The sequence below is a fragment of the Sulfitobacter sp. AS92 genome, from assembly GCF_038900015.1.
Taxonomy (GTDB): domain Bacteria; phylum Pseudomonadota; class Alphaproteobacteria; order Rhodobacterales; family Rhodobacteraceae; genus Sulfitobacter.
Genome location: NZ_JBBMQL010000002.1, coordinates 118,653 through 141,043, shown reverse-complemented (window position 1 = coordinate 141,043; position 22,391 = coordinate 118,653). Strand labels below are relative to the sequence as shown.

The window sequence follows — 22,391 nt, the reverse complement described above, 5'->3', positions numbered from 1 at the left end:
TCCATGAAAACCTTTTCTGCGACACCGGCAGATATCGACAAGAAATGGATCATCGTCGACGCCGAAGGCGTCGTGCTGGGCCGTCTCGCCTCGATCATCGCCACGCGCTTGCGCGGCAAGCACAAGCCGTCCTTCACACCGCATATGGATTGCGGCGACAACGTGATCGTCATCAACGCCGAGAAGGTGCAGATGACGGGCAAGAAGCGTGAAGAAAACTTCTACTGGCACACCAACCACCCCGGCGGGATCAAGTCGCGCACCAAGGAGCAAATCCTTGAAGGCGCGCATCCTGAGCGTGTGGTGACACAAGCCGTCAAGCGTATGCTGCCCGGCAACCGCCTGAGCCGCCAGATCATGACCAACCTGCGCGTCTATGCAGGTAGCGATCACCCCCATGAGGCCCAGAGCCCCGAAGTTCTGGACGTAAAGTCCATGAACAAGAAAAACACGCGGAGTGCATGAGCATGGCTGACGAAATCAAAACACTCGAAGGGCTCGAAGCCGCTGTGACCGAGAACATCGGCGGCGTGCAGGGCACCGAAACCGAAATGACCCCTCGTGAGCCGGTTCGTGACGAACTGGGCCGCGCCTATGCCACCGGCAAACGTAAAGACGCGGTCGCCCGCGTTTGGATCAAGCCCGGTTCCGGCAAGGTTATCGTGAACGGCAAGCCGCAGAACGAATACTTCGCGCGCCCCGTGCAGCAGCTGATCCTGGCGCAGCCTTTCGGCATCACCAACACCGAAGGCCAGTTCGACGTGTTCGCAACGGTCAAAGGCGGCGGTCTGTCCGGCCAAGCGGGCGCGGTTAAGCACGGTGTCTCCAAGGCGCTGCAGCTTTATGATCCCTCCCTGCGCGGTGCGCTGAAAGCGGCAGGCTTCCTGACCCGTGACAGCCGCGTCGTTGAGCGGAAGAAATACGGTAAGGCCAAAGCGCGCCGGAGCTTCCAGTTCTCCAAGCGTTAAGCTTTCCGATCAAGTTTGCGAAAGGGCTGCCCTCCGGGGTGGCCCTTTTTCGTTGGGGGCTGGGCATGTTTGACCGCTGGTCATGAAAAAGGCCGCTGCGGTTTCCCGCAACGGCCTCTGATTCGGATCATGTGTAATCCCTTGCGGGATTAGCCGCCGATTTCGTAGCTCACAGTGAAGCCCAGCACGCCGTCACCATCGTTGGTGTCTTCGTAGAGCGCTTCAAAGCTGACGCCATCACCAAAGTCATAGACGGCACCGGCTTCGGCATAGATGTTGTCGTCGCGGTCGCTGTTGCCGATCAGGCCAACGGCGGTCCAACGCTCAGACAGGGGCGCTTCAAACGCCACTTCTTGATCGCTTTCGCCATTGTCGGGGTCGATGATCACTGCGAATGCACCAGAGGCGTCACGACCGATGGGGAAGCCCAGCGTCGCGGTGATTTCCTCGCTGTGGTTTTCGGAATCGTCCAGCCAGATGTAGGAATAGCTCAGATCCCAGCTCATGCCCTGACCAAAGTCTGCGCCATAGCCAAGGTTCGCTTCGAATTCGGCGTCGTCTGTGGGGTCTTGGTAAAGCGATGTCGCGCTCAGGCCGGTGTGGAAGCCGCCGTAAGTTAGCTCAACAAAGCCTTCGACTTCGTTCTCGAGGTGGTCAAAATCGTCCGAGGTATTGAAACGCGTGGCGGCAGAGACACCAGCGGTCCAGCCAACCATTGAGGTAGCGCCGCGGTCTTCGATGACGGGGTCGAACCCGGTTGTAATATTGTCCTGAGCATAGGCCGCGGAGGAGAGCAGCCCGGCGGTGAGGCCGAACCCGATAAGGTGTTTGATGTTCATAGCTTTTGCCTAGTTTTGGACCGTGGCTTGTCTGCGACTGGCGAGGTCTGGTTGTGAAGGCCCTTCGGATATGCCCGTGATGGGAGAGCTGCAAGCGCCGTTCGCGCATATCTGGCATGCGTTAGAACATAACATCGTGATCGGCGGATATTTCGCCCAAGTGTTTGGTTTTTCTCAGCCCTCGCGGTTCCAGGCGGGGAGGTGCCTGCCTATATCAAGCGCAACACAGGAGATAGACATGCAGTATTCAGTTCTCGACCTTGCCCCGGTGCCTGAAGGGTCAGACACACCAACGGCGATCCGCAATTCTGTCGCGCTGGCGCAACTGGCCGAAGCCAAGGGCTACCACCGGTTCTGGATGGCAGAGCATCATAACATGCCCGGCATCGCCTCCGCGGCGACCTCGGTTCTGCTGGGGCATGTGGCGGATCACACGCAGCATATCCGCGTGGGGGCGGGTGGCGTCATGCTGCCCAATCACGCGCCCTTGGCGATTGCAGAGCAGTTTGGCACGTTGGCCGCAATCCATGGCGACCGGATTGATTTGGGCCTTGGCCGCGCGCCGGGCGGCGATCAAGCTGTGATGAGGGCCATGCGGCGTGGCATGGGCGGCGGCGATCATTTTCCTGATGATGTGGCCGAATTGATGTCCTATCTGGGCGACGCCGAACCGCGCTCGCCGGTCCGTGCGCATCCGGGCGAGGGGACGCATGTACCGATCTGGATCCTCGGCTCTTCGCTATACGGCGCACAACTGGCGGCGCATTTTGGGCTTCCTTACGCTTATGCTTCGCATTTCGCGCCGGACGCGCTGGAAGAGGCCACCGCGATCTACCGCCGGGATTTCAAGCCGTCCGAAGCCTGCCCCGTGCCGCGCTTCATGCTGGCGGTGAACGTATTCGCCGCCGACACGGATGAAGAGGGTGCCTATCTGCGCACCACCATGCAGCAGGCTTTCGCCCGTCTGCGCACAGGCCGCCCCGGCAAGCTGCCACGCCCGGTGCGTGACATCGACGCCGAGATTGGCGCAGGGATGCGGCAGGGGGTGGATCAAGCGCTGCGGATTTCGGCGGTGGGCAGCCCCGATACGGTTAAGCGGCAGCTTGAGGCGTTGATTGCACAGCACCGCCCGGATGAGTTGATTCTGACCGGGCAGATCCACAATCACGCGGCGCGGTTGCGTTCGTTTGAGATTGCAGCGGATGTGTTGCAAGACATGAAGGTGGCGGCTTAAGTGCCGCTGCCCCGTCACTCGTCGGGCCTGACCAACCCCAGCCCGCGCAGGTAAATCCCGATCCCGGTTTCCAACAGATCGTCTGCTGGGAAGGGCGACGCCCGACCGGGCGAGTTGCGGGCGAAAAGTTCGACCACGCCGTGGCTCATCGCCCAGATATGGGCCGAGAACATGGAGGCTGGGGGGCGCTTGTCTGCCGGGATATGCTGGCTGAGGTCGGATGCCGCGCGTTCCAGCACGCCGTTGGCGCGGTTGGCGGCATGGGCCAGTTCCGGCGTACGGTTGACCGAGATGCCGGATTCGAACATCGCGATGTAATGGCCGGGGTATTTGCGCGCGAATGCCAGATACGCGCGGCCCGTGGCCTCGAAGGCTTTCAGGGCCGAAGGCTGGCCGGATTCATAGGCGAACTCCATCAATTCGGCAAAGATATCATAGCCTTGATGCGCGGCCTCGGCGATCAGGTCTTCGCGGCCTTCGAAGTGGCGGTAAACGGCGGCAGGGGTGACGCCCGCGCGTTTGGCGGCCTCGGACAGGGTGAAGCCCGTGGGGCCGCGCTGCTCGATCAACTCAAGTGCTGCATCAATCAAGGCTTGGCGCAGGTTGCCGTGATGGTAGCCGCGTTTAGGCATCCCAGATGCCCGGCCCACCGCAGATGTCGTCGTCGATTTTGCCGATCGCCTTGGCGTCTTTCTGGGGATAGTCGAAGCGGTTCAGCAGATAGCGCATTGCGGCCAGCCGCGCGCGGCGCTTGTCGTCAGAGCGGATTACGGTCCAAGGGGTTTCGGGTGTATGGCTGCGCGACAGGGTCTCGCTGATGGCGGTCGAGTACTCCTCCCATTTCGAGAGGCCTTTCACGTCAATGGGGCTGAGTTTCCACTGCTTCAACGGATCGGATTCGCGCGAAAGCATGCGGCGCAACTGCTCGGCACGTCCGACGTTCAGCCAGAATTTAATCAGGTGGATGCCGTCTTCGGCGAGCATCTGTTCAAACGGGGTGACCTGCTCAAAGAAATGCGCGCGCTGTTCGGGGGTGCAAAAGCCAAAGACCTTTTCCACAACGCCGCGGTTGTACCAAGAGCGGTCATAGAAGACCATCTCGCCCGCAGTGGGCAAGTGTTTAATATACCGTTGGAAATACCACTCGCCCTGTTCCGTCTCGGTGGGTTTTGACAGGGCCACGACGCGCGCTGCGCGCGGATTGAGGTTCTCTCGCATGCGGCGGATCGTGCCGCCTTTGCCCGCCGCATCGCGCCCTTCAAAGACCATGACCACCCGCTGGCCGGTCTCGCGCACCCAAGACTGCAGTTTGACCATTTCGATTTGGAGCCGTTCATAGTCCCGCTCATAGCTCTTGCGCGACAGGCGCTCGTCGTGCGGGTAGCTGGGCGAGAGGATGTCGTCCTTGTCTGCCCGCTGAATCGACTGGCGGATGTCCTCGGGGGCGTCATTCTCGAAAAAGGCGCTGATCGCGCCGTCAAAGGGCAGGTCCATGGGCGCTCCTTGCGGGTGTTCTTGTTTCAGTATGGGATGTTAAGGTGATTAACGCAAACCCGCACGGGCGGCGGCGCGGTCAATGGCATCCACCACCGCCTGCGGGGCGGTGTGTTGGGGCATATGGCCCATGCCGGACAGCCGGGTCAGGGCACCGTTGGGGATGTCGTTGATCAGTTCTTCGGCGTGGATATGCATTGGGACGATGGTATCTGCGTCGCCATGGATGATCTCGACCGGCATGGTCAGACGGTCGTAAAGTTCCGACATTTCAACCACATGTGGGCGCAGTTGGTGAACTTGCTGGGCATTGGCGCGGCTGGCGCTGCGCCGCAGGGTCAGCCCGGTGCCAATGTGATCGGCATAGCCTTCGGGCGCAGGCTGCGGGGCAAAGATGGATTCAATGCTGCTTTGCACCACACTGTCGGGGACAAAGGCCGTGACGGTGGGAATAAAGAGTGCGCCGCCAAGGCGGGATGCGCTCAGGTTATAGATCCAGCCTAGTCCACCCGGCCAAGGCTCTGATACCGCTGAGACCAGCACCAGCGCGGCGGTGTCCTTTGGGCGCTGCACCCCCCATGCCAGCGCCACGGCGCCGCCAAAGGAATGGCCCAATACGATGGGAGATTCGACGCCCAGTTTATCGGCAGCCTTTTGCAGCAAAGCGGCCTGCTCTTGTGGCGACTCACCCCGCGGGTTCCACGCGCCGCGGGCGCCGGGCAGGCGGGCGGTGTAGCCCATGCCGGGGCGGTCGAACATGATGACGCGGTAGCGGTCGCTGAGCCGGGCGGCAAAATCGAATGTGAAATCGCGCAGATTGCCGCTCGCGCCATGGATCAGCACAAGGTCCGGCCCACTGCCGATCACTTTGGCATGGACTGGCAGTCCGTCGACATCAATGATGTCACCCACAGGCGGATGGCTGGCTTCGGCACGCGCCTCATGCCGCGCAGCGCGCCATTGAATGAGCGCCACCAGCAGTGCCAGCGCCAATAGGATCGCGAACATCAGTTTAATGGCCAATCTCATTCATGTCGAAAGGGGTGGTTTGGTATATCTCGTTGATCCAATTGCCATAAAGCAGATGCGCGTGGCTGCGCCAGCGGTTCACCGGGGTGCGCGAAGGATCATCTTCGGGGTAGTAGTTGCAAGGCACGTTGATCGGCACGCCGTTCTCAACGTCGCGGTCATACTCTTGTTTCAGCGTGTCGCGGTCGTATTCGAAATGGTTAAAGACATAGAGCGCGCGGTGCGCGGGGTCTTCGATCAGGCAGGGGCCGACTTCATCACTGCCCAGTAGCGTGGTAAGGCCCGCGTGCGTGTTCACTTCGTCTTGGCGCATCTCGGTCCAGCGCGAGACGGGCACGGTGCAATCATCGGAAAACCCGCGCAGATAGGGCGAGGCGGGCGCGAGGTTGCGGTGGCGGAAACAGCCGAAGGCTTTCTCGGGCAGGATGTGTTTCTTAACCCCGTGGAAATGGTTGATCATCGCCATGCCGCCCCAGCAGACGCCAAAGGTGGAGTGGATGTTGGTCTGGGTCCATTCCATCACCTCGCCCAACTCGTCCCAATAGGTCACCTCGTTAAACTCAAGATGCTCAATCGGGGCGCCAGTGATGATCAGCCCATCGAATTTCTCGGCTTTCATCTCCTCGAAGGGGCGGTAAAAGCTTTCCATATGTTCCGCTGCCGTGTTGCGGGCTTGGTGGTCTGACATGCGGATGAGGCTGAGTTCAATCTGAAGAGGCGTCGCGCCGATCAGACGGGCAAACTGGTTCTCTGTCTGGATTTTCTTGGGCATCAGGTTCAGCAGGGCGATGCGCAGCGGGCGAATGTCCTGTCGGGACGCCAGTTCCTCGTCCAGCACCATGACCCCTTCGTTGCGCAGAACGTCAAAGGCGGGCAGGCGGGAGGGGATCTTGATGGGCATGAGACAGGTCTTTCAGGGGTAGCCAGAGCAGTCAGGTAATCTTGGGCGTGGTGGGTTCAACCGCCCGAGGGTAGGTGGCGGACGATAAGATCGGTAAAGTCTTCGGGAGCTTTTAGTGTGTCGATGTCGGCAGGGGTGATCGTGACGCCCCATTTCGACATGGCAGCATAGCGCGGCTGGCGGTGCGACAGCGCGGCGGCATAGGTCCAGCGGATGAAATCATCGGGGTTCACGGCGTCTTCGCGGATATTCTTTTCCGCAAGATAGTCGGCCCACGCACGCGCGAGGAATTCAGGCTGGTAGGCCATCGGCTTGGGGGCTTTGTCGAAACGGCGGATCAGTTCTTCGGTATGGGCCTCATCGCCCTTGATCCAGACCAGCAGGCATTCGTCTGCCAATTGCTGCAAGAGCGGGTCGTTCGGGTCTTCGGGATCGACCCATTCGCAGATCGAGCCACCGGTGTCACAGATGAAGTGCGGATAGCCGTAGAGCGCTTCGGCGCGGTTGGCGAAATAGGCGGTGTCTTGCAGCGCATTGATCTCGGCCCGGCGGAACGCCTCTTGGCGCGTTGCATAGTCCGCCATGGGCAGCCCACCGCGCGCCGGATCGCCGGGTTTGCCGAGCCACGTGGCCACGGGCGATAGATTGTCGAAGGTGATGTTTGAGCCGATGTAGATGCTATCGCTGAGCAGCAGATCACGCAGGAACGGCACCTTCATCGCCTCGGCTTTGGCGTTATCAGCGATCAGTTCGCCCAGATAGCGAGTGCCGATACGGTAATCGATGGAGTAGTGAAACCAATCGCCGCTGGTCCGCAGCAGGCTGGACAGATGGGTCTTGCCCAAACCCGACATGCCAAAGATCAGAACTTTGCGGCGCGGCGCCGCGCGCCAGTCGTCAGCCGTGGGGTAGAGCATGTATCACCAAGGTTAAGTGCTTCGTTTCCCCTGATTACCCCAGTGTCTGACAAGACGCCAGATGCGGCCATCAAGCACCAAAAGTCCAAGTGCCAAGAGGGCAAAGCCGGTGTAGGCGGCAGGGCGTAGGGTTTCATCGCGCAGCCATGCGCCCAGCAGTATCGCCATGGGCGCAACCAACAGCGTCACCAGCATAAGGTTGCTGCTGCCCGCCATGGCCAGCACGCGATAATAGAGCAGATAGGCCAGCGCCGTGGCAGCCAGCGCGTAATAGGCAATGGCCATGAGCGTCGCCGGGGCAAGGTCCAGCGTGAGCGGCCCTTCGACGGCCCATGCCAGCGGCAGCATGATCAGCGTGGCCCCGGTTAGCATCCCGGCGGCAGCCAGTTGCGGCGGCTGGCCCGGCAGGAATTTCCGCGCACAGACACCCGCCATGGCATAGGACATCGCCCCGCCCAGCACGGCGAGCTGCGCAAGGCTGCCGAGGTCGAAATTCGTGAGGTTTTCCAGCCCGATGGCGGTGCTGACCCCGGCAAAGCCGAGGCAGACGCCAATCGCTTTGCGTGGGGTGATGCGTTCATCCGCCAGAAAAATGGCGGCGGCCAGTACGCCAAAGATTGCCGTGGCGGCGTTGAGGATCGAGGTCAGTCCGGAGGGAATATGCAACTGCCCCCAGGCCATGAGCGAGAAGGGGATTACGTTGTTCAAAAGTCCTATGAGAAGGAAAGCGGCCCAGATGCGCGGGTCGCGTGGCAACGGCAGGCGCATGATGGCGACTGCGGCCCAAAGCACCAGCATCGCCCAGAACACCCGATGCGCGACCGAGGTGAGCGGTCCAATCTCATCCAGTGCAACCCGCACGGCGACAAAAGACGCCCCCCAGAGGAGGGCAAGAAAGCCCATTTCGATCCAGGCGCGCGGGGGTATGGTTTTTTGAGTGATCATGGGGCGGGTTTAGGCGTTTGGCGCGGCTCGGACGACCCGAAAGATGCGCAAGCATGAAAAACGCCGCCCGACAGGATCGAGCGGCGTAATTTCTGCGGATGTCCGGGGTGATTAGAAGGTGAAACCTACTTTGACACCAAAGGCCACGGCATCGTTGTCTTCAAACTCTGCTGCGGGGGCAAAGCCCGGAATGGCCGTCTCTGCGTCACCGATGTTGACGTAGCGCACGCCGGTGGTGATTTTCATATTGTCGCGGGTATAGACGGCGGCCAGTGCGAGGCTCTTGTTGCCATCGGTCGGGCCGAGGTTCGAGGCAAAGCCGCCTTCAGACTTCTCATAGCCGACGGAGGCAGAGACCGACCAGTTGTCATTCAGTCGACGGCCCACGCCCAGCGAGTAGGTGAAAACATCGTTCTCATAGCTCACGAGAGATGCACCGCCTGTGGCGCCAGCATAGGCAGCCGGAGAAATATCGAAGGACGACCAATCAACCCAGCGGATGCCACCGAACAGAAGCGTGTCAGCCGCGATGCCGGTCTGGAAGTCGAGGTTCACCGACTGCGGTGTTTCGATTTCGGTCGTGCTCATGACTGCGCCGAACTCAGTGGTGTCAACGTCATGGTCGATGCTGGAGTTATAAGTGAGCGCCACGCGCATGGCGATGTCGGGGCGTTCATAGGCGACACCAGCGACATAACCGACGCCTGTGTCGCGCTCACCATCAACCGTATAGCCGCCGACGAAGGGGACAGCCGCTGTGGCTTCGATGGTTTGCACGCGCAGACCGCCGTGAACGCTGAAGTTGTCGTTCATCCGGTAGCGCAGCAGGCCGGTCAGAGCGTGCGCGTCAAGATCGGCCTGCGCGCCTGCGGCGTAGTAGCCGGTGCCGGTGGGATAATCGATGTCCGCGCCAAAGGGCTGGTCATAGATGATCGCATAGGACAGTTTGTCGTTGATGTCGGCCTTATAGGCAGCACCGAACTGCATGTAGTCTTCGGTCGCGTTGCCTGAGTTGGCACTGCCGAGCGCAGCAACCGAAGTGCCGCTCGTATCAGGCGAGATATGCCCAAAGCTGAACTCCGCATAACGCCCGCTTTCAAACAGAGCGTTGATGGACTGACCAGAGCGGTCAATACCGCCCGCATGAATGGCGGCGGTCGACGCCAGAAGCGCCGGAATTGCCAAGAAGTGTGATTTCATGTTTCTCTCCCAAGGTACTGCACCGAACCTCCCCGGCGCAGGTTGAGATGATCTAAGCGGATTGCTGCCAATTGCGTCAATTCCTGACCTAAGGTCAGGCTGAAATCTGAGACAAAATTACCAAATGTGTGGTTTGCGGGTCTCGAACATAAGGTTCAGATAGTTGCCCGCAAAGATAATACCGGCACCGATGAACACCCAGACATCCAATACCTCTCCATAGAGCAGCATACCGACCACGGCGATGGCCGGGAGACGGACAAAGTCAATCGGGACCACCACGGTTGCCGGTGCAAGGCTAAGCGCGTTGGTCAGGCAGTAATGGGCCAGCAGACCGCAGGCACCTACAAGCAGCACAAAGGGTGCCGTGTCTGCTGTAGGCAAAGCGATATCGCCGTCGTAGCCAGCAGAGATCAGGCCGAAAATAAGTTGCAGCGTGGTGAGGTAGAACAGGATCGTGGTGATCCCTTGGGTGCGCGTCAGCCGTTTGGTCAGCACATTGGTTAGGGCAAAGAAGACCGCACAGCCCGCCGCGGCCAGAATGCCGGTGTTAAGGTTGCCGATATCAGGGCGTGCGACGATCAATATGCCGATGAACCCCAAAACGGCCGCCAGCGCCCGCGTGGCGGTCAACCGTTCGCCGAGCAGGAAGATCGACAGAACGATGACCCAAAGCGGTGAGGTGAACTCTAGCGCGAAAACCTGCGCGAGCGGGATCAGGGAAACTGCAAGAAACCAAAGGTTTTGCCCGGTGAAATGCGCGAGGTTGCGCAGCAGTTGTGTGCCAAAGTCGCGGGTGTTGATCTGCCGCCATGCCCCGGTGGCCCCGGCAAGTGTAACGACGATGATCACGCCGATCACACTGCGGTAGAGCATCACCTCAAACGTATCGAACCGCGCCGAAAGCTCACGCCCCGCCACCGCCATGGTTGAGAAGGAGCCGATGGAACCGGTCATCCAAAGGGCGGCGCGGAAGGTCGGGGTCATGCAGGGCTCGTGATCTGATAGTCACGTGTGATCCCGGCGGTAAGTGTGGCCCAGTCTGATGTCGCAGCGCGGGCCTGATGGGCCTGAAAAGCGGCGCGGTCGGTGAAAAGCTCTGATACTTGCCAGACAAGTGGATCATCGGTGGGGGTCACGTCGAACCGCAAGCATCCCGGCTCGGCGCGGGTGAGGCGCAGATGCGCGTCAAGCCCCGCGCGCACCCGGTCCGCTTGGGCCGGGGTGGCGCAGCGAAGGTGGCCGGTCAGGGCCACCCTCATGTTTATTCCCACTCGATGGTGCCCGGAGGTTTCGAAGTGATGTCATAGGTGACGCGGTTAATGCCCGGCACTTCGTTGATGATCCGCGTGGCGGTTTCACCAAGGAAGTCATGGGTGAAGGGGTAGTAGTCCGCTGTCATGCCGTCCACAGAGGTCACCGCACGCAGAGCGCAGGCGAAGTCATAGGTGCGGCCATCGCCCATCACGCCCACGGTGCGCACGGGCAGGATCGCTACGAAGGCTTGCCAGATTTCGTCATAGAGGCCGTGGCGGCGGATCTGGTCGATATAGACGGCATCGGCTTCGCGCAGGATCGCCAGCTTCTCGCGGGTGATCTCACCGGGGCAGCGGATTGCCAGGCCCGGACCGGGGAAGGGGTGCCGACCAATGAACGACGGCGGAAGGCCCAACTCACGACCCAACTCGCGCACCTCGTCCTTGAACAACTCGCGCAGCGGCTCGACCAGTTTGAGGCCCATCTTCTCGGGCAGGCCACCGACGTTGTGGTGGCTTTTGATCGTAACCGAAGGGCCACCGGAGAAGCTGACGCTTTCGATCACGTCCGGGTAGAGCGTGCCTTGGGCTAAGAAGGTCGCATCGCCCACGTCTTTCGCGTGTTTCTGGAACACGTCGATGAACAGCTTGCCGATGATCTTGCGCTTGGTCTCGGGGTCCGAGACACCGTCGAGTTCACCAAGGAACAGTTCCTGCTCATCCGCATGGATCAGCGGCATGTTGTAATGGTCACGGAACATGGTGACGACCTCTTCGGCCTCACCCTTGCGCAGCAGACCGTGGTCAACGAAGACGCAGGTCAGTTGGTCACCGATGGCTTCGTGGATCAGTACAGCGGCCACGGAGGAGTCGACGCCACCGGAAAGACCACAGATCACCTTCTGGTCGCCGACCTGCTCACGAATGGCGGCAATCGCCTCGTCACGGTAGGCGCGCATCGTCCAATCGCCCTTGAAGCCTGCAAGACGCACGAAGTTCTCATAGAGGCGCGGGCCGTTGGGGGTGTGGTGAACTTCTGGGTGGAACTGCACCGCGTAGAAGTTGCGCGATACGTCGCCGGTAATGGCAAAAGGCGCATTGGGGGAGGTGCCGTAGACCTCAAACCCCGGAGCGATCTTGCTGACGTGGTCGCCGTGGCTCATCCAGACCTGCTCGCGGTCGGTGGCGAACCAGCCTTCGAGCAGTTCAAGCTGCTGCCCGGTGGGGGTGACAAAGGCCCGGCCAAACTCGGCGGTGCCGTGGCCACGCTCTACATGACCGCCAAGACAGTGCATCATGACCTGCTGGCCATAGCAGATGCCAAGGATCGGCACGCCTAATTCAAAGACAGCCTGTGGCGGCATCGGCGCGCCTTCGGCAAACACAGAGGACGGGCCGCCTGACAGGATCACCGCCTTAGGCGCGAATTCCTTAAGGAAAGCATCGTCCACAACGTTGAACGGGTGGATTTCGCAAAAGACATTCAGCTCCCGCAGGCGGCGCGCGATAAGCTGCGTAACCTGGCTGCCGAAGTCGATGATGAGAAGGCGGTCATGGGTGATATCTGTCATGGGGGTGTGATTAGGCGCGTGGGCGCGTGCTGGCAAGCCTCAAGGGCGCCGAAGAGGCAGCCCCAAGGCGTTTATTGCGCCGCAATGACGCGGGGACGGCACCCGATGTCGCTTTTTGCCGCGGAGGGGCGTTATCCGCGCGAAGGGGGCGCTGGGAATGGGTTAGTCACAAGCAAGACTTGCGAGAAGGACAGAGCAATGGCGGAATCAGCACGACGGGCACGCGGTGGCGGAGGTGCAGCACGGCGCGCGGCACGCACTGCGGTTTCCTTCGAGACAGCGCGCTATATTGAGCGCAACATCCCGAACTTCGAAGTGCTGACCGAAGAGGCGCTGCAGATCATTGAGCATAACGCCGACACGGTGCTCGAAGAGATCGGCGTGAACTTCCCCGATAATCCTGATGCGCTGGCGCTATGGCGTGACGCCGGGGCAGATGTGCAGGGGGAGCGGGTGCGCATTCCGCGTGGGTTGGCCCGCAAGCTTTGTGGCACCGCACCTTCAACGATTACCCAAGTGGCGCGTAACCGGGACCGTGATGTGGTTATCGGCGGTAAGAGCCTGGTGCTCGCTCCCGTATATGGCCCGCCCTTCGTCCGTGATGCCGCCGGGGGACGCCGTTATGCCACTATGGCGGACTTCGAGAAATTCGTGAAGCTGGGCTATATGTCCAAATGGCTGCATCACTCGGGGGGGACGGTATGCGAGCCGACCGACATCCCGGTGAACAAGCGCCACCTTGATATGCTGCATGCGCATATGACGCTCAGTGACAAACCGTTCATGGGCTCGGTGACCGAACCGTCGCGGGCGCAGGACAGTGTCGATATGTGCGACATCCTTTTTGGTAAGGACTTCGTGCAGGAAAACACGGTGATGACCTCGCTCATCAACATCAACTCGCCGATGACCTTTGACGATGTGATGATGGGTGCGCTTAAGGTCTATGCCGAGAACAATCAGGCCTGCATCATTTCGCCCTTCATTGTGGGGGGTGCTATGGCGCCAGTGAGTGTAGCAGGAACACTCACGCAAGTGCTGGCCGAGACTTTGGCAGGGATCGCTTATAGCCAGCTTGTGCGCCCCGGTGCACCCGTGATCATGGGGGCCTTTGTGACCTCCATCGACATGAACAGTGGCGCGCCGACATTTGGCACGCCAGAGGCCGCGCATATCACCTATGGCGCTGGGCAATTGGCGCGGCGCATGAACCTGCCGTACCGCAGTGCCGGGTCGTTCAACGGCTCGAAACTGCCCGACGCGCAGGCGGCCTATGAGACCTCGAACAGTCTGAACATGGGGCTTTTGTCGGGCGTGAACTTTATGCTGCATGCCTGTGGTTGGCTGGAAGGGGGGCTTGTGTCCTCCTTTGAGAAATTTGTGATGGATGCTGACCAACTGGGCACGCTGCATCACCTTGCCCGGGGCATAGAGATTGACGAGAATGCGCAGGCGATGGACGCGATCCGCGAAGTCGGGCCGGGGGGGCATTACCTTGGCTGCGCCCATACACAGAACAACTTTCGTGAGGCGTTCTGGAAGTCGGACCTGTTGGACTACAAACCCTTCGAGACATGGTCGGACGAAGGCGCGCGCGATACGCAGGCGCTTGCCACTGCACGGGTGGAAAAGATGCTGGCGGATTATCAGCAACCGGCGTTGGACCTCGGCATTCGCGAGGCGCTAGATGCCTTTGTCGCGGAGCGCAAAGCGGCGGAGCCCGACAGCTTTACTTAAGGCGTTCAGGCGGGGGGCGGTCCCCCCGCATTGGCTTTCAGACGCTCGGGGTTTGCGCAGCCTTAAGATAACGCGCTTCGCCAATCATGGCGATCAACACATCAACATGGCGGATCAGGCTATAGCTTGCATCTGCCGCTTTGCACTGGGTGTTTAGCTCCGCCTCAATTTCAACGAGCGTGATCAGCGCAGCACCGTGACGTGGCAGCACCCCAAAGCCCAAGATGCGGGGCAGATGGGTGCCACGTCTATAGTCCTCAGACCCGATGCGCGCAGCCCGCATCAAAAGGCGCGGGCGGTGAAGCTTTTGCAGCATTGTCAGTAGATCTTGCATCACAACTCTCCGGTAAGCGGGTGGTGAATCACCCCATCTCGGAAAGTGTGTCACTACTTTTGCGGGTGTTGCGTCGTGTGCTTTCCCGGCGCACGGCGCATTCCGGCATCGTTTACCTTTTGGAAACAATCATTGCCAAACGCGATGATTTTAACGAACGGGTAACCAAAACATCCATAGGTTGTGAATATCTCTGGGGATAACTCTCCAGCTTGGGGACCCGCCAAAATGGAAGTGGCAGTCAATTGAAGGCGCATCACCAAACCCAACAGACAGTCATGCCGGGATGGGTGCCGCATGGGGCCCTGCATTACCTCGCACATACGGAGACCGGCGCACCGATCCGGGCTTTGGCACGCCAAGCTGGCTGTCATGCCTCAACGATCATGCGACAAATTCGCCGTATCGAGACCCGGCGCGACGATCCGCTGGTGGATGCAGCCCTGCGCAAGCTCGGCGCGGTGCGCGTGGCTTGGATTGTACTGCTGGCCCCCCAGCAGGAAAGACAGCGATAATGAACAAGCCCGCCGCCCCCCTTCTTGATGAAGACACTTTTGCTGCCGAAGCGCTGCGTGCTCTTCGTCGCTTGCATGAAACCGGCGCGGTCTTGGCCGTGGCCGAAGGTATGGAAAAGGCCGTCGTCGTGCGCGAAACGGATACCGGCCCCGGGGCCCGGACCGCCGTGGTGGACAGTGCCGTGGCACAGGCGATGGCGCTGAAAGACTGGATCACGCCGGGCAGCGCAGGGCGGGTGACGCGCTATCATATTACCGGCGCGGGGCGCGCTGCACTGCGGCGGATGATTGACGCGCAAGGCGCCGGGGCCGAGGGCTTTGCCGAGGACCAAACCGCGTTTTTGGGCATGCCCGGCGATCACGGGACAGAAGAGGGCGCGGATGCCCACGCGGCCCCCCGCCGTAGCCGCTATTGCCTGTCAGAAAGCCCACTTTCCGCGCTGGCCCGGCGGCGCGATAAAGCCGGCGCGCCCTTCTTGGAAGAGGGACTGGTGCATGCGGGCGAACGGCTGCGCGAAGATTTTGAACTGGCGCAGATTGGGGGGGAAGTTACCCAGAATTGGGACCATTTCCTGACCCCCGGGGCCAAGCCGACGGGACGCCGCGATGGGTCAGGTGTGATGGCTGCAGCAGAGGCGCGCAAGCGGGTGGCCGATGCGATGGCCGACCTTGGCCCGGGGCTGTCGGATGTCGTCTTGCGCTGCTGCTGCTATTTGGAAGGGCTTGAAACCACAGAAAAACGGCTGGGGTGGTCGGCACGGTCAGGCAAGATCGTTCTGCGCATCGCGTTGATGCGACTGAAACGGCATTACGATGAGACCGTAGGGCCGGGTGGCCCAATGATCGGATAAAAAGGGGCGGCAAGGTCATAGCCCTGCCGCCCCAATCGCTTTACTCAGCGACCTTCGTTGGTGTCTCATCTGTCACCGAGATCGCCACTGCGTCTTTCTCACAGGCGGCCCGTACACCGGCGGCGTAATCGGGGTGCACTTTCTCAAGCACAGCGTACCAGCGTTCCTTTACAGGCTGCGAGCAGGGGGCCATGGCACCGGCCATATTCGCGTGCAGACGGTTACGCTGCCCTTGGTCGAAGACCTCAAGGTAAAGCTTGCGCGGCTGGACGTAATCGGCGTCCGTTTCCTCTTGGACATAACGATCTGCATCGCCCGAGATGTGCAGCGGTGGTTCCTGCACCGATGGATCGGGACGGGCCGATTCCTCGTATTGGTTTGGCTCGTAATAGGCATCCGGGTGGCCGGTTTGCTGCGGGAAGAACCGCATGGAGCCGTCCTTGTGGTAGTGATGCATCGGCGCGGCCTTTGGGGCGTTGACGGGCAGAGCCTCGTAATGCGTGCCAAGACGGTAGCGGTGTGCATCGGCATAGGAAAAGACCCGCGCTTGCAACATCTTATCGGGCGAGAAGCCGATGCCGGGGATTTTGTTCGACGGCGAATAGGCGGCGTTTTCGATGCTCTGGAAATAGTTATCGGGGTTGCGGTTGAACTCCAACATACCTACCGGGATCAGCGGGTAATCCGCATGCGGCCAGACTTTGGTCAGGTCAAAGGGATTGAAGCCGCAGGTTTCGGCCTCTGCCTCGGGCATGACTTGGATGTTCAGCTCCCATTTCGGGAATTCGCCGCCTTCGATGCCGTTGAACAGATCCTCTTGGAAGTTCTCACGTGTCGACCCGATCAGCTTCTCCGCGTCCTCGTTCGAACGATTGCGGATTTCCTGCTGGCAGCGGAAGTGGAACTTCACCCAGTGCCGCTCGCCCTTGGCGTTCCACATCGAATAGGTGTGGCTGCCGTAGCCGTGCATGTGCATCGGGTTCACCGGAATGCCGCGGTCCGACATCAGGATGGTGACCTGATGCACCGACTCAGGCTGTGCGGCCCAGAAATCGAACATCGCCTCGGGCGAGCGCAAGTTGGTGCGCGGATGGCGTTTCTGAGTGCGGATGAAGTCCGGGAATTTATAAGCATCGCGGACAAAGAAGATCGGGGTGTTGTTGCCAACCACGTCCCAGTTGCCTTCTTCGGTGTAGAATTTCACAGAGAATCCGCGCACGTCACGCTCACTGTCGGCGGCACCCAATTCGCCTGCCACGGTGGACCAGCGCGAGAGGATTTCGCAGGTCTTGCCTACTTCGGAGAAGATCGCCGCACAGCTGTATTCGCTGATGTCATGGGTCACGGTAAAGGTGCCTTCGGCGCCCCAGCCCTTGGCGTGAACGGCCCGCTCGGGGATCCGCTCGCGGTTCTGATGGGCCAGTTTTTCGATCAGTTGGTAGTCATCCAACAGCACCGGGCCGCGGCTGCCGGCGGTTTTGCTGGTTTCATTGGTCGGCATCGGCGCGCCGGCGGTGGTGGTGAGACGCTTGCTCATCTTGGGTTCCCCTCGGTTATTGTCTGGGGAGAGAATGGCGGAGGTTTCCTATAATTTCCAATTGCAGTTTTGTAAATTTGCGATAGGAAATAATTATGAACTTCACGCTCAAACAATTGGAATATTTCCGTGCACTGGCGACATTGGGCAACTTCGGCCGCGCGGCGGAGGCGTGCAACATCTCGCAACCAGCCCTTTCAGTGCAGATCCGCAGTTTGGAACAGTCGCTTGGCGGGCGGCTGGTTGAACGGCAGAGCCGCGCTTCGGTACTGACGCCTCTGGGCCGCGAGGTTTTGAGCCGCGCTGATGACATCCTGCGCCGCGCGAAACTGCTGGAGGCGACGGCCCGTGAACAGGTGGGGCTGGCGGGCACACTGAACCTTGGGCTTATCCCCACCGTTGCGCCTTATCTGCTGCCGGGGGTGCTGGCAGCGCTCCGGGCGCAGGACATCTCGTTGCGGGTCGAAGTGCGCGAGGCGCAGACCGATCAACTTCTGACCGATCTGCGCGCAGGTGCGCTTGATGCGGCGGTCATGGCGGTGCCGACTGGGGAAACCGGTTTGGCCGAGGTAGCGCTGTTCGAGGACCGCTTTCTTCTCGCAGGATCGGCGGAGCGTATGGCCGGGGCCATGGTCAACCATCCGACCGATCTGGCGCGTACACCTTTGATGTTGTTGGAGGATGGCCACTGCTTAACCGATCAAGCGCTAGAAGTCTGCCAGCGCGACCGCACGCAGGCGGGCATCCACACGGGGGCATCGTCGCTCGCCACCCTGTCGCGGCTTGTGGAGGCGGGGTTTGGCATGACCCTGATGCCTGAAATCGCCGCCCGAACCGAGCTTGACGCTGCACCGGGGCTGCGCCTGCACCGTTTCGGCGCACCGGAGCCTGCGCGGCAAATTGGGCTCGTGCGTCGGGCGGGCACGCCGGGGGGCGGTTGGGCGGCGCAACTGGCCGAAACGCTGAAAGAGGTGGGGGAAGGGCTGACCGGACGGCTGCGCGCAAATTACTAGGCGCAAGCGGGTCAAAGGGACCGGGCCAAGCGGCCCGATCCGATCACATGGAAGGGGCTTAGGCCGCTTCGGTTTTCTTCTGGTTTTCAAGGTATTCCAGCACGGTTTCGGGGCTGGATACGCCGTAAGGATCATCGCCGTGGTTGTCGCTGATGCCGGGCTCTTCGAACCAAGCTTCGATCTGACCGTCGTTGACGATCGCGGCATAGCGCCAGCTGCGTGCGCCGAAGCCAAGGTTGTCTTTGGCGACCAACATGCCCATGCGGCGGGTAAATTCGCCCGAGCCATCTGGGATCACGTCGATGTTCTGGACGCCCTGCATCTCTTTCCACTTGTTCATGACAAAGCTGTCATTGACCGACAGGCAGTAGATGCCGTCGATGCCATGCTCTTGGAATGCGGCGAAGTTATTTTCGAAGCCGGGCAGTTGGTAGGTGCTGCATGTCGGCGTGAAAGCACCGGGAAGCGAGAACAGGACAACGCGCTTGCCTTTGAAGAAATCTTCGCTGGTTTTGTCTTCCCAGCGGAAGGGGTTGTTGCCTTCGATGCTTTCATCGCGCACGCGCGTTTTGAAGGTGACGTTGGGAACTTGAATACCGTTTTTCATCGCGTCTCTCTTTCTCGAATTGGAATCTTTGTGGCTTGGTAGCCGATATAAGAAGCGTGATCAACATTCGCAATGCTGCAACTGCATTGTATCTTTCTGGTTAGAAAACAACGCGCTAAATCAAGGCGATGGGCCGATGCCGCTGGTGCATGGCTGCCTTGTTCTGAGGGCGCATGCTGTAGGTGGTCATCGGGTCAAGGACTATGATAAACAAACGGCGACACAATGATCAGAGGCCCCCGATGCGCGATCTGAAGATTCCCGAACAGCGCCACCCCGAAAAGGCGCGCAAGCCCGACAACGCCCAGCCGAAAAAACCGAGCTGGATCAGGGTCAAGGCGCCCGGCGGCAAGGGCTATGCCGAGACCGCGCGCATCATGCGTGACAACAAGTTGACCACGGTCTGCGAAGAGGCGGGCTGCCCCAATGTAGGCGAATGCTGGTCTCAAGGGCACGCCACCATGATGATCATGGGCGAGGTCTGCACCCGCGCCTGTACCTTCTGCAACATCGCCACGGGTAAACCGCCAGAGGATCTGGATGTGTTTGAGCCGGGCCGCGTGGCCGATGCGGTTGCCAAACTGGGGCTGAACCACGTCGTTATTACTTCGGTCGACCGCGACGACATCGACGATGGCGGGGCCGAGCATTTTGCCCAGACCATCCGCGCTGTGCGTCACCGCAGCCCCGACACGACAATCGAAATTCTCACGCCGGATTTCATCCGTTGCGGCCCCGAAGCCCTTGAAAAGGTTGTCGAAGCGCGGCCGGATGTGTTCAACCACAACCTTGAAACCGTACCGGGCCTCTATCCAGAGGTGCGCCCCGGCGCGCGTTATTTCCACTCCCTCCGCCTGCTGCAGCGGGTGAAGGAACTGGACCCGTCAATGTTCACCAAATCGGGTATCATGGTGGGCTTGGGCGAAGATCGGCAATCGGTCATTCAGGTGATGGAAGACATGCGCGCCGCCGACATCGACTTCTTGACCATCGGACAATACCTGCAGCCGACGCCAAAACACCACGCGTTGGACCGTTTTGTCACGCCTGAGGAGTTTGCGTCCTTTGAAAAGGCGGCTTACGGCAAGGGATTCTTGATGGTTTCAGCCACACCGCTGACCCGGTCGAGCTACCACGCGGGTGACGATTTCGCGCGTCTGCGCGAGGCGCGGAACCGTAAGCTCGGGCTGGGGTAAAGCACCAATATCTGCGCCCGGCGTTACCCGCCGGGCAGGGCTTTAAGATAGGCGGCAATCGCTTCGCGGTCGCTCTCGGGCAGTTGTGCAAGGTTGCTAACCACCTCGGCCATTTCACCGCCCGCGCTGTCGTATTCCGGCGTGAAGCCGGAAGTGAAGTATTCCACCAAATCGGCCTGCGACCAATCCAGATGCGCAGGCGTGATACCTGGGATGCGCCCTTTGCCCGAAGGGTTCGGCGCGCCGGTTAGCCAAGCGTCCTGCTCCAACCCGCCCAAGCCATTGCGCGGCGTGTGGCATTCGCCGCAATGGGCCAGCCCTTCGACAAGGTAGCGTCCACGTTCGACCTGCGGGTCTGACTTATCGGCCAGCACGAAATCTTCGTTAAAGAACATAACCTTCCACGCGCCGAGGCCCCGGCGGATGTTGAAGGGAAAACCCACCTCATGCGGCAGGCTCGGAACATCTGCGGCGGGCAGGGTTTGAATATAGGCAAAGAGGTTCAACACATCCTGCGGGGCGAGATGTTGGTAGGCCGTATAGGGAAAGGCGGGGTAGTAGTGCTGGCCTTCGGGCGAGACGCCGCGCGTCACAGCGCGGGCGAACTCTGGCAAGGTCCAATCGCCGATGCCATGGTCTGAATCGGGCGAAATATTGGGCGCGTGGAAGGTGCCGAAATCGCTGGGGAAGGGCAGGCCACCGGCCAAAACCAGCATCTCATCCCCCTCACTCTCTGGGGCGGCATGGCACGACACGCAGCCCCCGGCGGCAAAGACGAGCGCGCCAGCCTCGGGATCAGGCGTCAGCCCCGCGCCATAGGACGGCTCAAGGGGATCGGGCCGGGTAACGACCCAGCCAAGGGCCGCGCCGAGAACGGCACAGCCCAGCAGTACGGGAATTATACGTCGCAAGGATCAGTTCTTGGGGCCGCGGTAATCGTCATGGCATGCGCCACAGGCCTTGCCCACAGCGCCCATGCCCGCTTTCAGAGCGTCAAGATCGGTGCCTGCGGCCTCGATCATATCCGCGCTGGCGGTCTCCAGCGCCATGAAGGCGTCGCTGAACCCCTCAGAATCGCTCCAGATTTCGGCCTTGGCGCGGGACCCTTCGACGGCCCCTTGCTCGGTGCCTTCAAGCCAAAGGGTGCTCCGCTCAAAACCTGCGGCGGCATGCAGGTTGGTGGCGGCGGCGGTTGCCATTTCGGCGTTATATTCCGTCTCGCCCTTGGCCATCCCGCCCAAGATGCCGGTGTGATAGGCGATCAGTTGCATCTGCGCGTGACGCGCGCTCACCGCTTCACTTGCGGCTTTGTCGCTGTGGTTGGCTGCGAAGCCGGCGGTGGCGATCAATGCGGCGCTGACGCCGATGGCGGTAATGCTTTTGGTCAAATACATAGTCATCTCCCTTTTCTTGCCGCAGCGTAACATGGGAGAGGCGGGTCACAAAAAACAAAAACGTGATCAGCGGGGTAACAGGCGCGGTTCGGCTTAGAACCGGCGGGGGATACGCTCTGCCGTGGCCCAGTCAGGCCAGTAGCCAAGCCATTCGATCAGGCCGACGGCCAAGGCCGCCGCGATGATTGCGAAGACCACGATCACCCGTTTCGTCGACGGTGGATTGCGCGCCCAGTGGGACATGCGCAACAGCCACCGTGGGTCCATCATGTAAAGCGAACTTTGCCGATGAAGGGCAGGTTGCGATTGCGTTGGGCAAAGTCGATGCCATAGCCCACAACAAATTCATCGGGAATTTCAAAGCCGGTCCAATCTGCCTTGAGGTCGACTTCGCGCCGGGTCGGCTTGTCGAGCAGGGCGATGGATTTCAACCGGGCCGGTTCGCGTGAACGCAGCAGATTGGTGACATGGTGCAGCGTGTGGCCCGTGTCGACGATGTCTTCGACAACCAGCACATCACGCCCTTCGATCGCACCGCGCAAGTCTTTGAAAATGCGCACTTCCCGGCTGCTCTCCATACCGTCGCCATAGCTGGAGGCCTCAAGAAAATCGACTTCGATCGGCAGATCTAACTCACGCACCAGATCGGCAATAAACACGAATGAGCCACGCAGCAGGCCGACGACGACCAGCTTGTCCGTGCCGTCAAATTCTTCGTGTATCTCCCGGCAAAGGGTTTCGATCCGGGCGGCGATGGCCTTGGCCGAGATCATTTCATCGATGACGTAAGGCCGTTGTGCCATGGTTTTGCCCTTGAATCTGCGGGATCGAACAGTGAGATAGGGGGTACCTC

26 protein-coding genes are annotated in these 22,391 nt (G+C 60.6%); 8 read left to right on the top strand and 18 right to left on the bottom strand.

What is annotated here, in order from left to right:
- Positions 1–3: 3 nt before the first annotated feature.
- The gene (gene rplM, locus WNY61_RS03850; protein ID WP_007120448.1) at positions 4–465 is read left to right on the top strand and encodes a 50S ribosomal protein L13; all 462 of its coding nucleotides are present in this window, start codon (positions 4–6) and stop codon (positions 463–465) included.
- A gap of 2 nt (positions 466–467) precedes the next feature.
- Positions 468–968, top strand: a complete 501-nt coding sequence (gene rpsI, locus WNY61_RS03845) for a 30S ribosomal protein S9 (protein WP_040701529.1) — start codon at positions 468–470, stop codon at positions 966–968.
- A 149-nt stretch (positions 969–1,117) separates the two neighbouring features.
- Here the strand turns inward: rpsI and WNY61_RS03840 are convergent, their stop codons facing one another.
- On the bottom strand, positions 1,118–1,807 hold the full coding sequence (locus WNY61_RS03840; protein ID WP_342850134.1) for a hypothetical protein: 690 nt from the start codon (positions 1,805–1,807) through the stop codon (positions 1,118–1,120).
- A gap of 238 nt (positions 1,808–2,045) precedes the next feature.
- Here WNY61_RS03840 and WNY61_RS03835 point away from each other — a divergent pair, with 238 nt between their 5' ends.
- On the top strand, positions 2,046–3,041 hold the full coding sequence (locus WNY61_RS03835; protein WP_342850133.1) for an LLM class flavin-dependent oxidoreductase: 996 nt from the start codon (positions 2,046–2,048) through the stop codon (positions 3,039–3,041).
- A 14-nt stretch (positions 3,042–3,055) separates the two neighbouring features.
- On the opposite strand, the gene WNY61_RS03830 is transcribed toward WNY61_RS03835, so the two are convergent.
- From WNY61_RS03830 to guaA, 10 genes are all read right to left on the bottom strand, one after another.
- Positions 3,056–3,673, bottom strand: coding sequence for a TetR/AcrR family transcriptional regulator (locus WNY61_RS03830; protein WP_342850132.1), 618 nt, complete (start codon positions 3,671–3,673; stop codon positions 3,056–3,058).
- Positions 3,666–4,535 carry a polyphosphate kinase 2 gene (gene ppk2 / locus WNY61_RS03825; RefSeq protein ID WP_342850131.1) on the bottom strand — a complete coding sequence of 290 codons (870 nt, stop codon included), beginning with the start codon at positions 4,533–4,535 and terminating at the stop codon, positions 3,666–3,668. Before ppk2 ends, WNY61_RS03830 begins: the two co-directional genes overlap by 8 nt.
- A gap of 48 nt (positions 4,536–4,583) precedes the next feature.
- The gene (locus WNY61_RS03820; RefSeq protein ID WP_342850130.1) at positions 4,584–5,558 is read right to left on the bottom strand and encodes an alpha/beta hydrolase; all 975 of its coding nucleotides are present in this window, start codon (positions 5,556–5,558) and stop codon (positions 4,584–4,586) included.
- Positions 5,548–6,465, bottom strand: a complete 918-nt coding sequence (metA, locus tag WNY61_RS03815; RefSeq protein ID WP_120351192.1) for a homoserine O-succinyltransferase — start codon at positions 6,463–6,465, stop codon at positions 5,548–5,550. Before metA ends, WNY61_RS03820 begins: the two co-directional genes overlap by 11 nt.
- A 56-nt stretch (positions 6,466–6,521) precedes the next feature.
- The gene (locus WNY61_RS03810) at positions 6,522–7,382 is read right to left on the bottom strand and encodes an ATPase (RefSeq protein WP_342850129.1); all 861 of its coding nucleotides are present in this window, start codon (positions 7,380–7,382) and stop codon (positions 6,522–6,524) included.
- A gap of 12 nt (positions 7,383–7,394) precedes the next feature.
- Positions 7,395–8,327, bottom strand: coding sequence for a DMT family transporter (locus WNY61_RS03805; RefSeq protein ID WP_342850128.1), 933 nt, complete (start codon positions 8,325–8,327; stop codon positions 7,395–7,397).
- 111 nt (positions 8,328–8,438) lie between these two features.
- On the bottom strand, positions 8,439–9,527 hold the full coding sequence (locus WNY61_RS03800) for an outer membrane protein transport protein (protein ID WP_342850127.1): 1,089 nt from the start codon (positions 9,525–9,527) through the stop codon (positions 8,439–8,441).
- Between the two features lie 117 nt (positions 9,528–9,644).
- Positions 9,645–10,514, bottom strand: a complete 870-nt coding sequence (locus WNY61_RS03795; protein ID WP_342850126.1) for a DMT family transporter — start codon at positions 10,512–10,514, stop codon at positions 9,645–9,647.
- Positions 10,511–10,789: a putative quinol monooxygenase gene (locus WNY61_RS03790; RefSeq protein WP_342850125.1), complete on the bottom strand. Its 279-nt coding sequence runs from the start codon at positions 10,787–10,789 to the stop codon at positions 10,511–10,513. The genes WNY61_RS03795 and WNY61_RS03790 overlap by 4 nt, the downstream gene beginning before the upstream one ends.
- A gap of 2 nt (positions 10,790–10,791) precedes the next feature.
- Positions 10,792–12,354, bottom strand: a complete 1,563-nt coding sequence (gene guaA, locus WNY61_RS03785) for a glutamine-hydrolyzing GMP synthase (protein ID WP_007120461.1) — start codon at positions 12,352–12,354, stop codon at positions 10,792–10,794.
- Positions 12,355–12,552: 198 nt separating this feature from the next.
- Between guaA and WNY61_RS03780 the strand changes: the two genes are divergently transcribed.
- On the top strand, positions 12,553–14,091 hold the full coding sequence (locus WNY61_RS03780) for a trimethylamine methyltransferase family protein (protein WP_342850124.1): 1,539 nt from the start codon (positions 12,553–12,555) through the stop codon (positions 14,089–14,091).
- Between the two features lie 37 nt (positions 14,092–14,128).
- On the opposite strand, the gene WNY61_RS03775 is transcribed toward WNY61_RS03780, so the two are convergent.
- On the bottom strand, positions 14,129–14,425 hold the full coding sequence (locus WNY61_RS03775; protein WP_342850123.1) for a DUF6477 family protein: 297 nt from the start codon (positions 14,423–14,425) through the stop codon (positions 14,129–14,131).
- 278 nt (positions 14,426–14,703) lie between these two features.
- On the opposite strand from WNY61_RS03775, the gene WNY61_RS03770 reads away from it, so the two are divergent.
- Both WNY61_RS03770 and WNY61_RS03765 read left to right on the top strand, forming a co-directional pair.
- Positions 14,704–14,940 carry a hypothetical protein gene (locus WNY61_RS03770; RefSeq protein WP_342850122.1) on the top strand — a complete coding sequence of 79 codons (237 nt, stop codon included), beginning with the start codon at positions 14,704–14,706 and terminating at the stop codon, positions 14,938–14,940.
- Positions 14,940–15,791: a DUF6456 domain-containing protein gene (locus WNY61_RS03765; RefSeq protein WP_342850121.1), complete on the top strand. Its 852-nt coding sequence runs from the start codon at positions 14,940–14,942 to the stop codon at positions 15,789–15,791. Before WNY61_RS03770 ends, WNY61_RS03765 begins: the two co-directional genes overlap by 1 nt.
- A 40-nt stretch (positions 15,792–15,831) precedes the next feature.
- On the opposite strand, the gene WNY61_RS03760 is transcribed toward WNY61_RS03765, so the two are convergent.
- Positions 15,832–17,328 carry a catalase gene (locus WNY61_RS03760; protein WP_342850120.1) on the bottom strand — a complete coding sequence of 499 codons (1,497 nt, stop codon included), beginning with the start codon at positions 17,326–17,328 and terminating at the stop codon, positions 15,832–15,834.
- Between the two features lie 95 nt (positions 17,329–17,423).
- Between WNY61_RS03760 and WNY61_RS03755 the strand changes: the two genes are divergently transcribed.
- Positions 17,424–18,341 carry a LysR substrate-binding domain-containing protein gene (locus WNY61_RS03755; RefSeq protein ID WP_342850119.1) on the top strand — a complete coding sequence of 306 codons (918 nt, stop codon included), beginning with the start codon at positions 17,424–17,426 and terminating at the stop codon, positions 18,339–18,341.
- Positions 18,342–18,399: 58 nt separating this feature from the next.
- Here the strand turns inward: WNY61_RS03755 and WNY61_RS03750 are convergent, their stop codons facing one another.
- Positions 18,400–18,948, bottom strand: a complete 549-nt coding sequence (locus WNY61_RS03750; protein ID WP_342850118.1) for a peroxiredoxin — start codon at positions 18,946–18,948, stop codon at positions 18,400–18,402.
- A 242-nt stretch (positions 18,949–19,190) separates the two neighbouring features.
- On the opposite strand from WNY61_RS03750, the gene lipA reads away from it, so the two are divergent.
- Positions 19,191–20,144, top strand: coding sequence for a lipoyl synthase (lipA, locus tag WNY61_RS03745; RefSeq protein ID WP_342850117.1), 954 nt, complete (start codon positions 19,191–19,193; stop codon positions 20,142–20,144).
- 23 nt (positions 20,145–20,167) lie between these two features.
- Here the strand turns inward: lipA and WNY61_RS03740 are convergent, their stop codons facing one another.
- From WNY61_RS03740 to hpt, 4 genes are all read right to left on the bottom strand, one after another.
- Complete coding sequence (locus WNY61_RS03740; protein ID WP_342850116.1) at positions 20,168–21,055, bottom strand: cytochrome c; 888 nt, start codon at positions 21,053–21,055, stop codon at positions 20,168–20,170.
- A 3-nt stretch (positions 21,056–21,058) separates the two neighbouring features.
- Positions 21,059–21,538 (bottom strand): cytochrome c, encoded by a 480-nt coding sequence (locus tag WNY61_RS03735; RefSeq protein WP_342850115.1) that lies wholly within the window; start codon positions 21,536–21,538, stop codon positions 21,059–21,061.
- Positions 21,539–21,631: 93 nt separating this feature from the next.
- Positions 21,632–21,808, bottom strand: coding sequence for a hypothetical protein (locus WNY61_RS03730; RefSeq protein ID WP_342850114.1), 177 nt, complete (start codon positions 21,806–21,808; stop codon positions 21,632–21,634).
- The gene (hpt, locus tag WNY61_RS03725; RefSeq protein WP_342850113.1) at positions 21,805–22,341 is read right to left on the bottom strand and encodes a hypoxanthine phosphoribosyltransferase; all 537 of its coding nucleotides are present in this window, start codon (positions 22,339–22,341) and stop codon (positions 21,805–21,807) included. The genes WNY61_RS03730 and hpt overlap by 4 nt, the downstream gene beginning before the upstream one ends.
- Between the last annotated feature and the right edge of the window lie 50 nt (positions 22,342–22,391).

Bases quoted from the DNA above. Each gene is read 5' to 3' on its own strand.
- WNY61_RS03770 (WP_342850122.1), top strand. From the start codon at position 14,704: ATGCCGGGATGGGTGCCGCATGGGGCCCTGCATTACCTCGCACATACG.
- WNY61_RS03730 (WP_342850114.1), bottom strand. From the start codon at position 21,808: ATGATGGACCCACGGTGGCTGTTGCGCATGTCCCACTGGGCGCGCAAT.
- WNY61_RS03805 (WP_342850128.1), bottom strand. From the start codon at position 8,327: ATGATCACTCAAAAAACCATACCCCCGCGCGCCTGGATCGAAATGGGC.
- WNY61_RS03760 (WP_342850120.1), bottom strand. From the start codon at position 17,328: ATGAGCAAGCGTCTCACCACCACCGCCGGCGCGCCGATGCCGACCAAT.
- hpt (WP_342850113.1), bottom strand. From the start codon at position 22,341: ATGGCACAACGGCCTTACGTCATCGATGAAATGATCTCGGCCAAGGCC.
- rpsI (WP_040701529.1), top strand. From the start codon at position 468: ATGGCTGACGAAATCAAAACACTCGAAGGGCTCGAAGCCGCTGTGACC.
- WNY61_RS03780 (WP_342850124.1), top strand. From the start codon at position 12,553: ATGGCGGAATCAGCACGACGGGCACGCGGTGGCGGAGGTGCAGCACGG.
- WNY61_RS03830 (WP_342850132.1), bottom strand. From the start codon at position 3,673: ATGCCTAAACGCGGCTACCATCACGGCAACCTGCGCCAAGCCTTGATT.
- ppk2 (WP_342850131.1), bottom strand. From the start codon at position 4,535: ATGGACCTGCCCTTTGACGGCGCGATCAGCGCCTTTTTCGAGAATGAC.
- metA (WP_120351192.1), bottom strand. From the start codon at position 6,465: ATGCCCATCAAGATCCCCTCCCGCCTGCCCGCCTTTGACGTTCTGCGC.
- WNY61_RS03840 (WP_342850134.1), bottom strand. From the start codon at position 1,807: ATGAACATCAAACACCTTATCGGGTTCGGCCTCACCGCCGGGCTGCTC.
- WNY61_RS03765 (WP_342850121.1), top strand. From the start codon at position 14,940: ATGAACAAGCCCGCCGCCCCCCTTCTTGATGAAGACACTTTTGCTGCC.
- WNY61_RS03755 (WP_342850119.1), top strand. From the start codon at position 17,424: ATGAACTTCACGCTCAAACAATTGGAATATTTCCGTGCACTGGCGACA.
- WNY61_RS03735 (WP_342850115.1), bottom strand. From the start codon at position 21,538: ATGTATTTGACCAAAAGCATTACCGCCATCGGCGTCAGCGCCGCATTG.
- rplM (WP_007120448.1), top strand. From the start codon at position 4: ATGAAAACCTTTTCTGCGACACCGGCAGATATCGACAAGAAATGGATC.
- WNY61_RS03800 (WP_342850127.1), bottom strand. From the start codon at position 9,527: ATGAAATCACACTTCTTGGCAATTCCGGCGCTTCTGGCGTCGACCGCC.
- WNY61_RS03775 (WP_342850123.1), bottom strand. From the start codon at position 14,425: ATGCAAGATCTACTGACAATGCTGCAAAAGCTTCACCGCCCGCGCCTT.
- WNY61_RS03810 (WP_342850129.1), bottom strand. From the start codon at position 7,382: ATGCTCTACCCCACGGCTGACGACTGGCGCGCGGCGCCGCGCCGCAAA.
- WNY61_RS03795 (WP_342850126.1), bottom strand. From the start codon at position 10,514: ATGACCCCGACCTTCCGCGCCGCCCTTTGGATGACCGGTTCCATCGGC.
- lipA (WP_342850117.1), top strand. From the start codon at position 19,191: ATGCGCGATCTGAAGATTCCCGAACAGCGCCACCCCGAAAAGGCGCGC.
- WNY61_RS03790 (WP_342850125.1), bottom strand. From the start codon at position 10,789: ATGAGGGTGGCCCTGACCGGCCACCTTCGCTGCGCCACCCCGGCCCAA.
- WNY61_RS03835 (WP_342850133.1), top strand. From the start codon at position 2,046: ATGCAGTATTCAGTTCTCGACCTTGCCCCGGTGCCTGAAGGGTCAGAC.
- WNY61_RS03750 (WP_342850118.1), bottom strand. From the start codon at position 18,948: ATGAAAAACGGTATTCAAGTTCCCAACGTCACCTTCAAAACGCGCGTG.
- guaA (WP_007120461.1), bottom strand. From the start codon at position 12,354: ATGACAGATATCACCCATGACCGCCTTCTCATCATCGACTTCGGCAGC.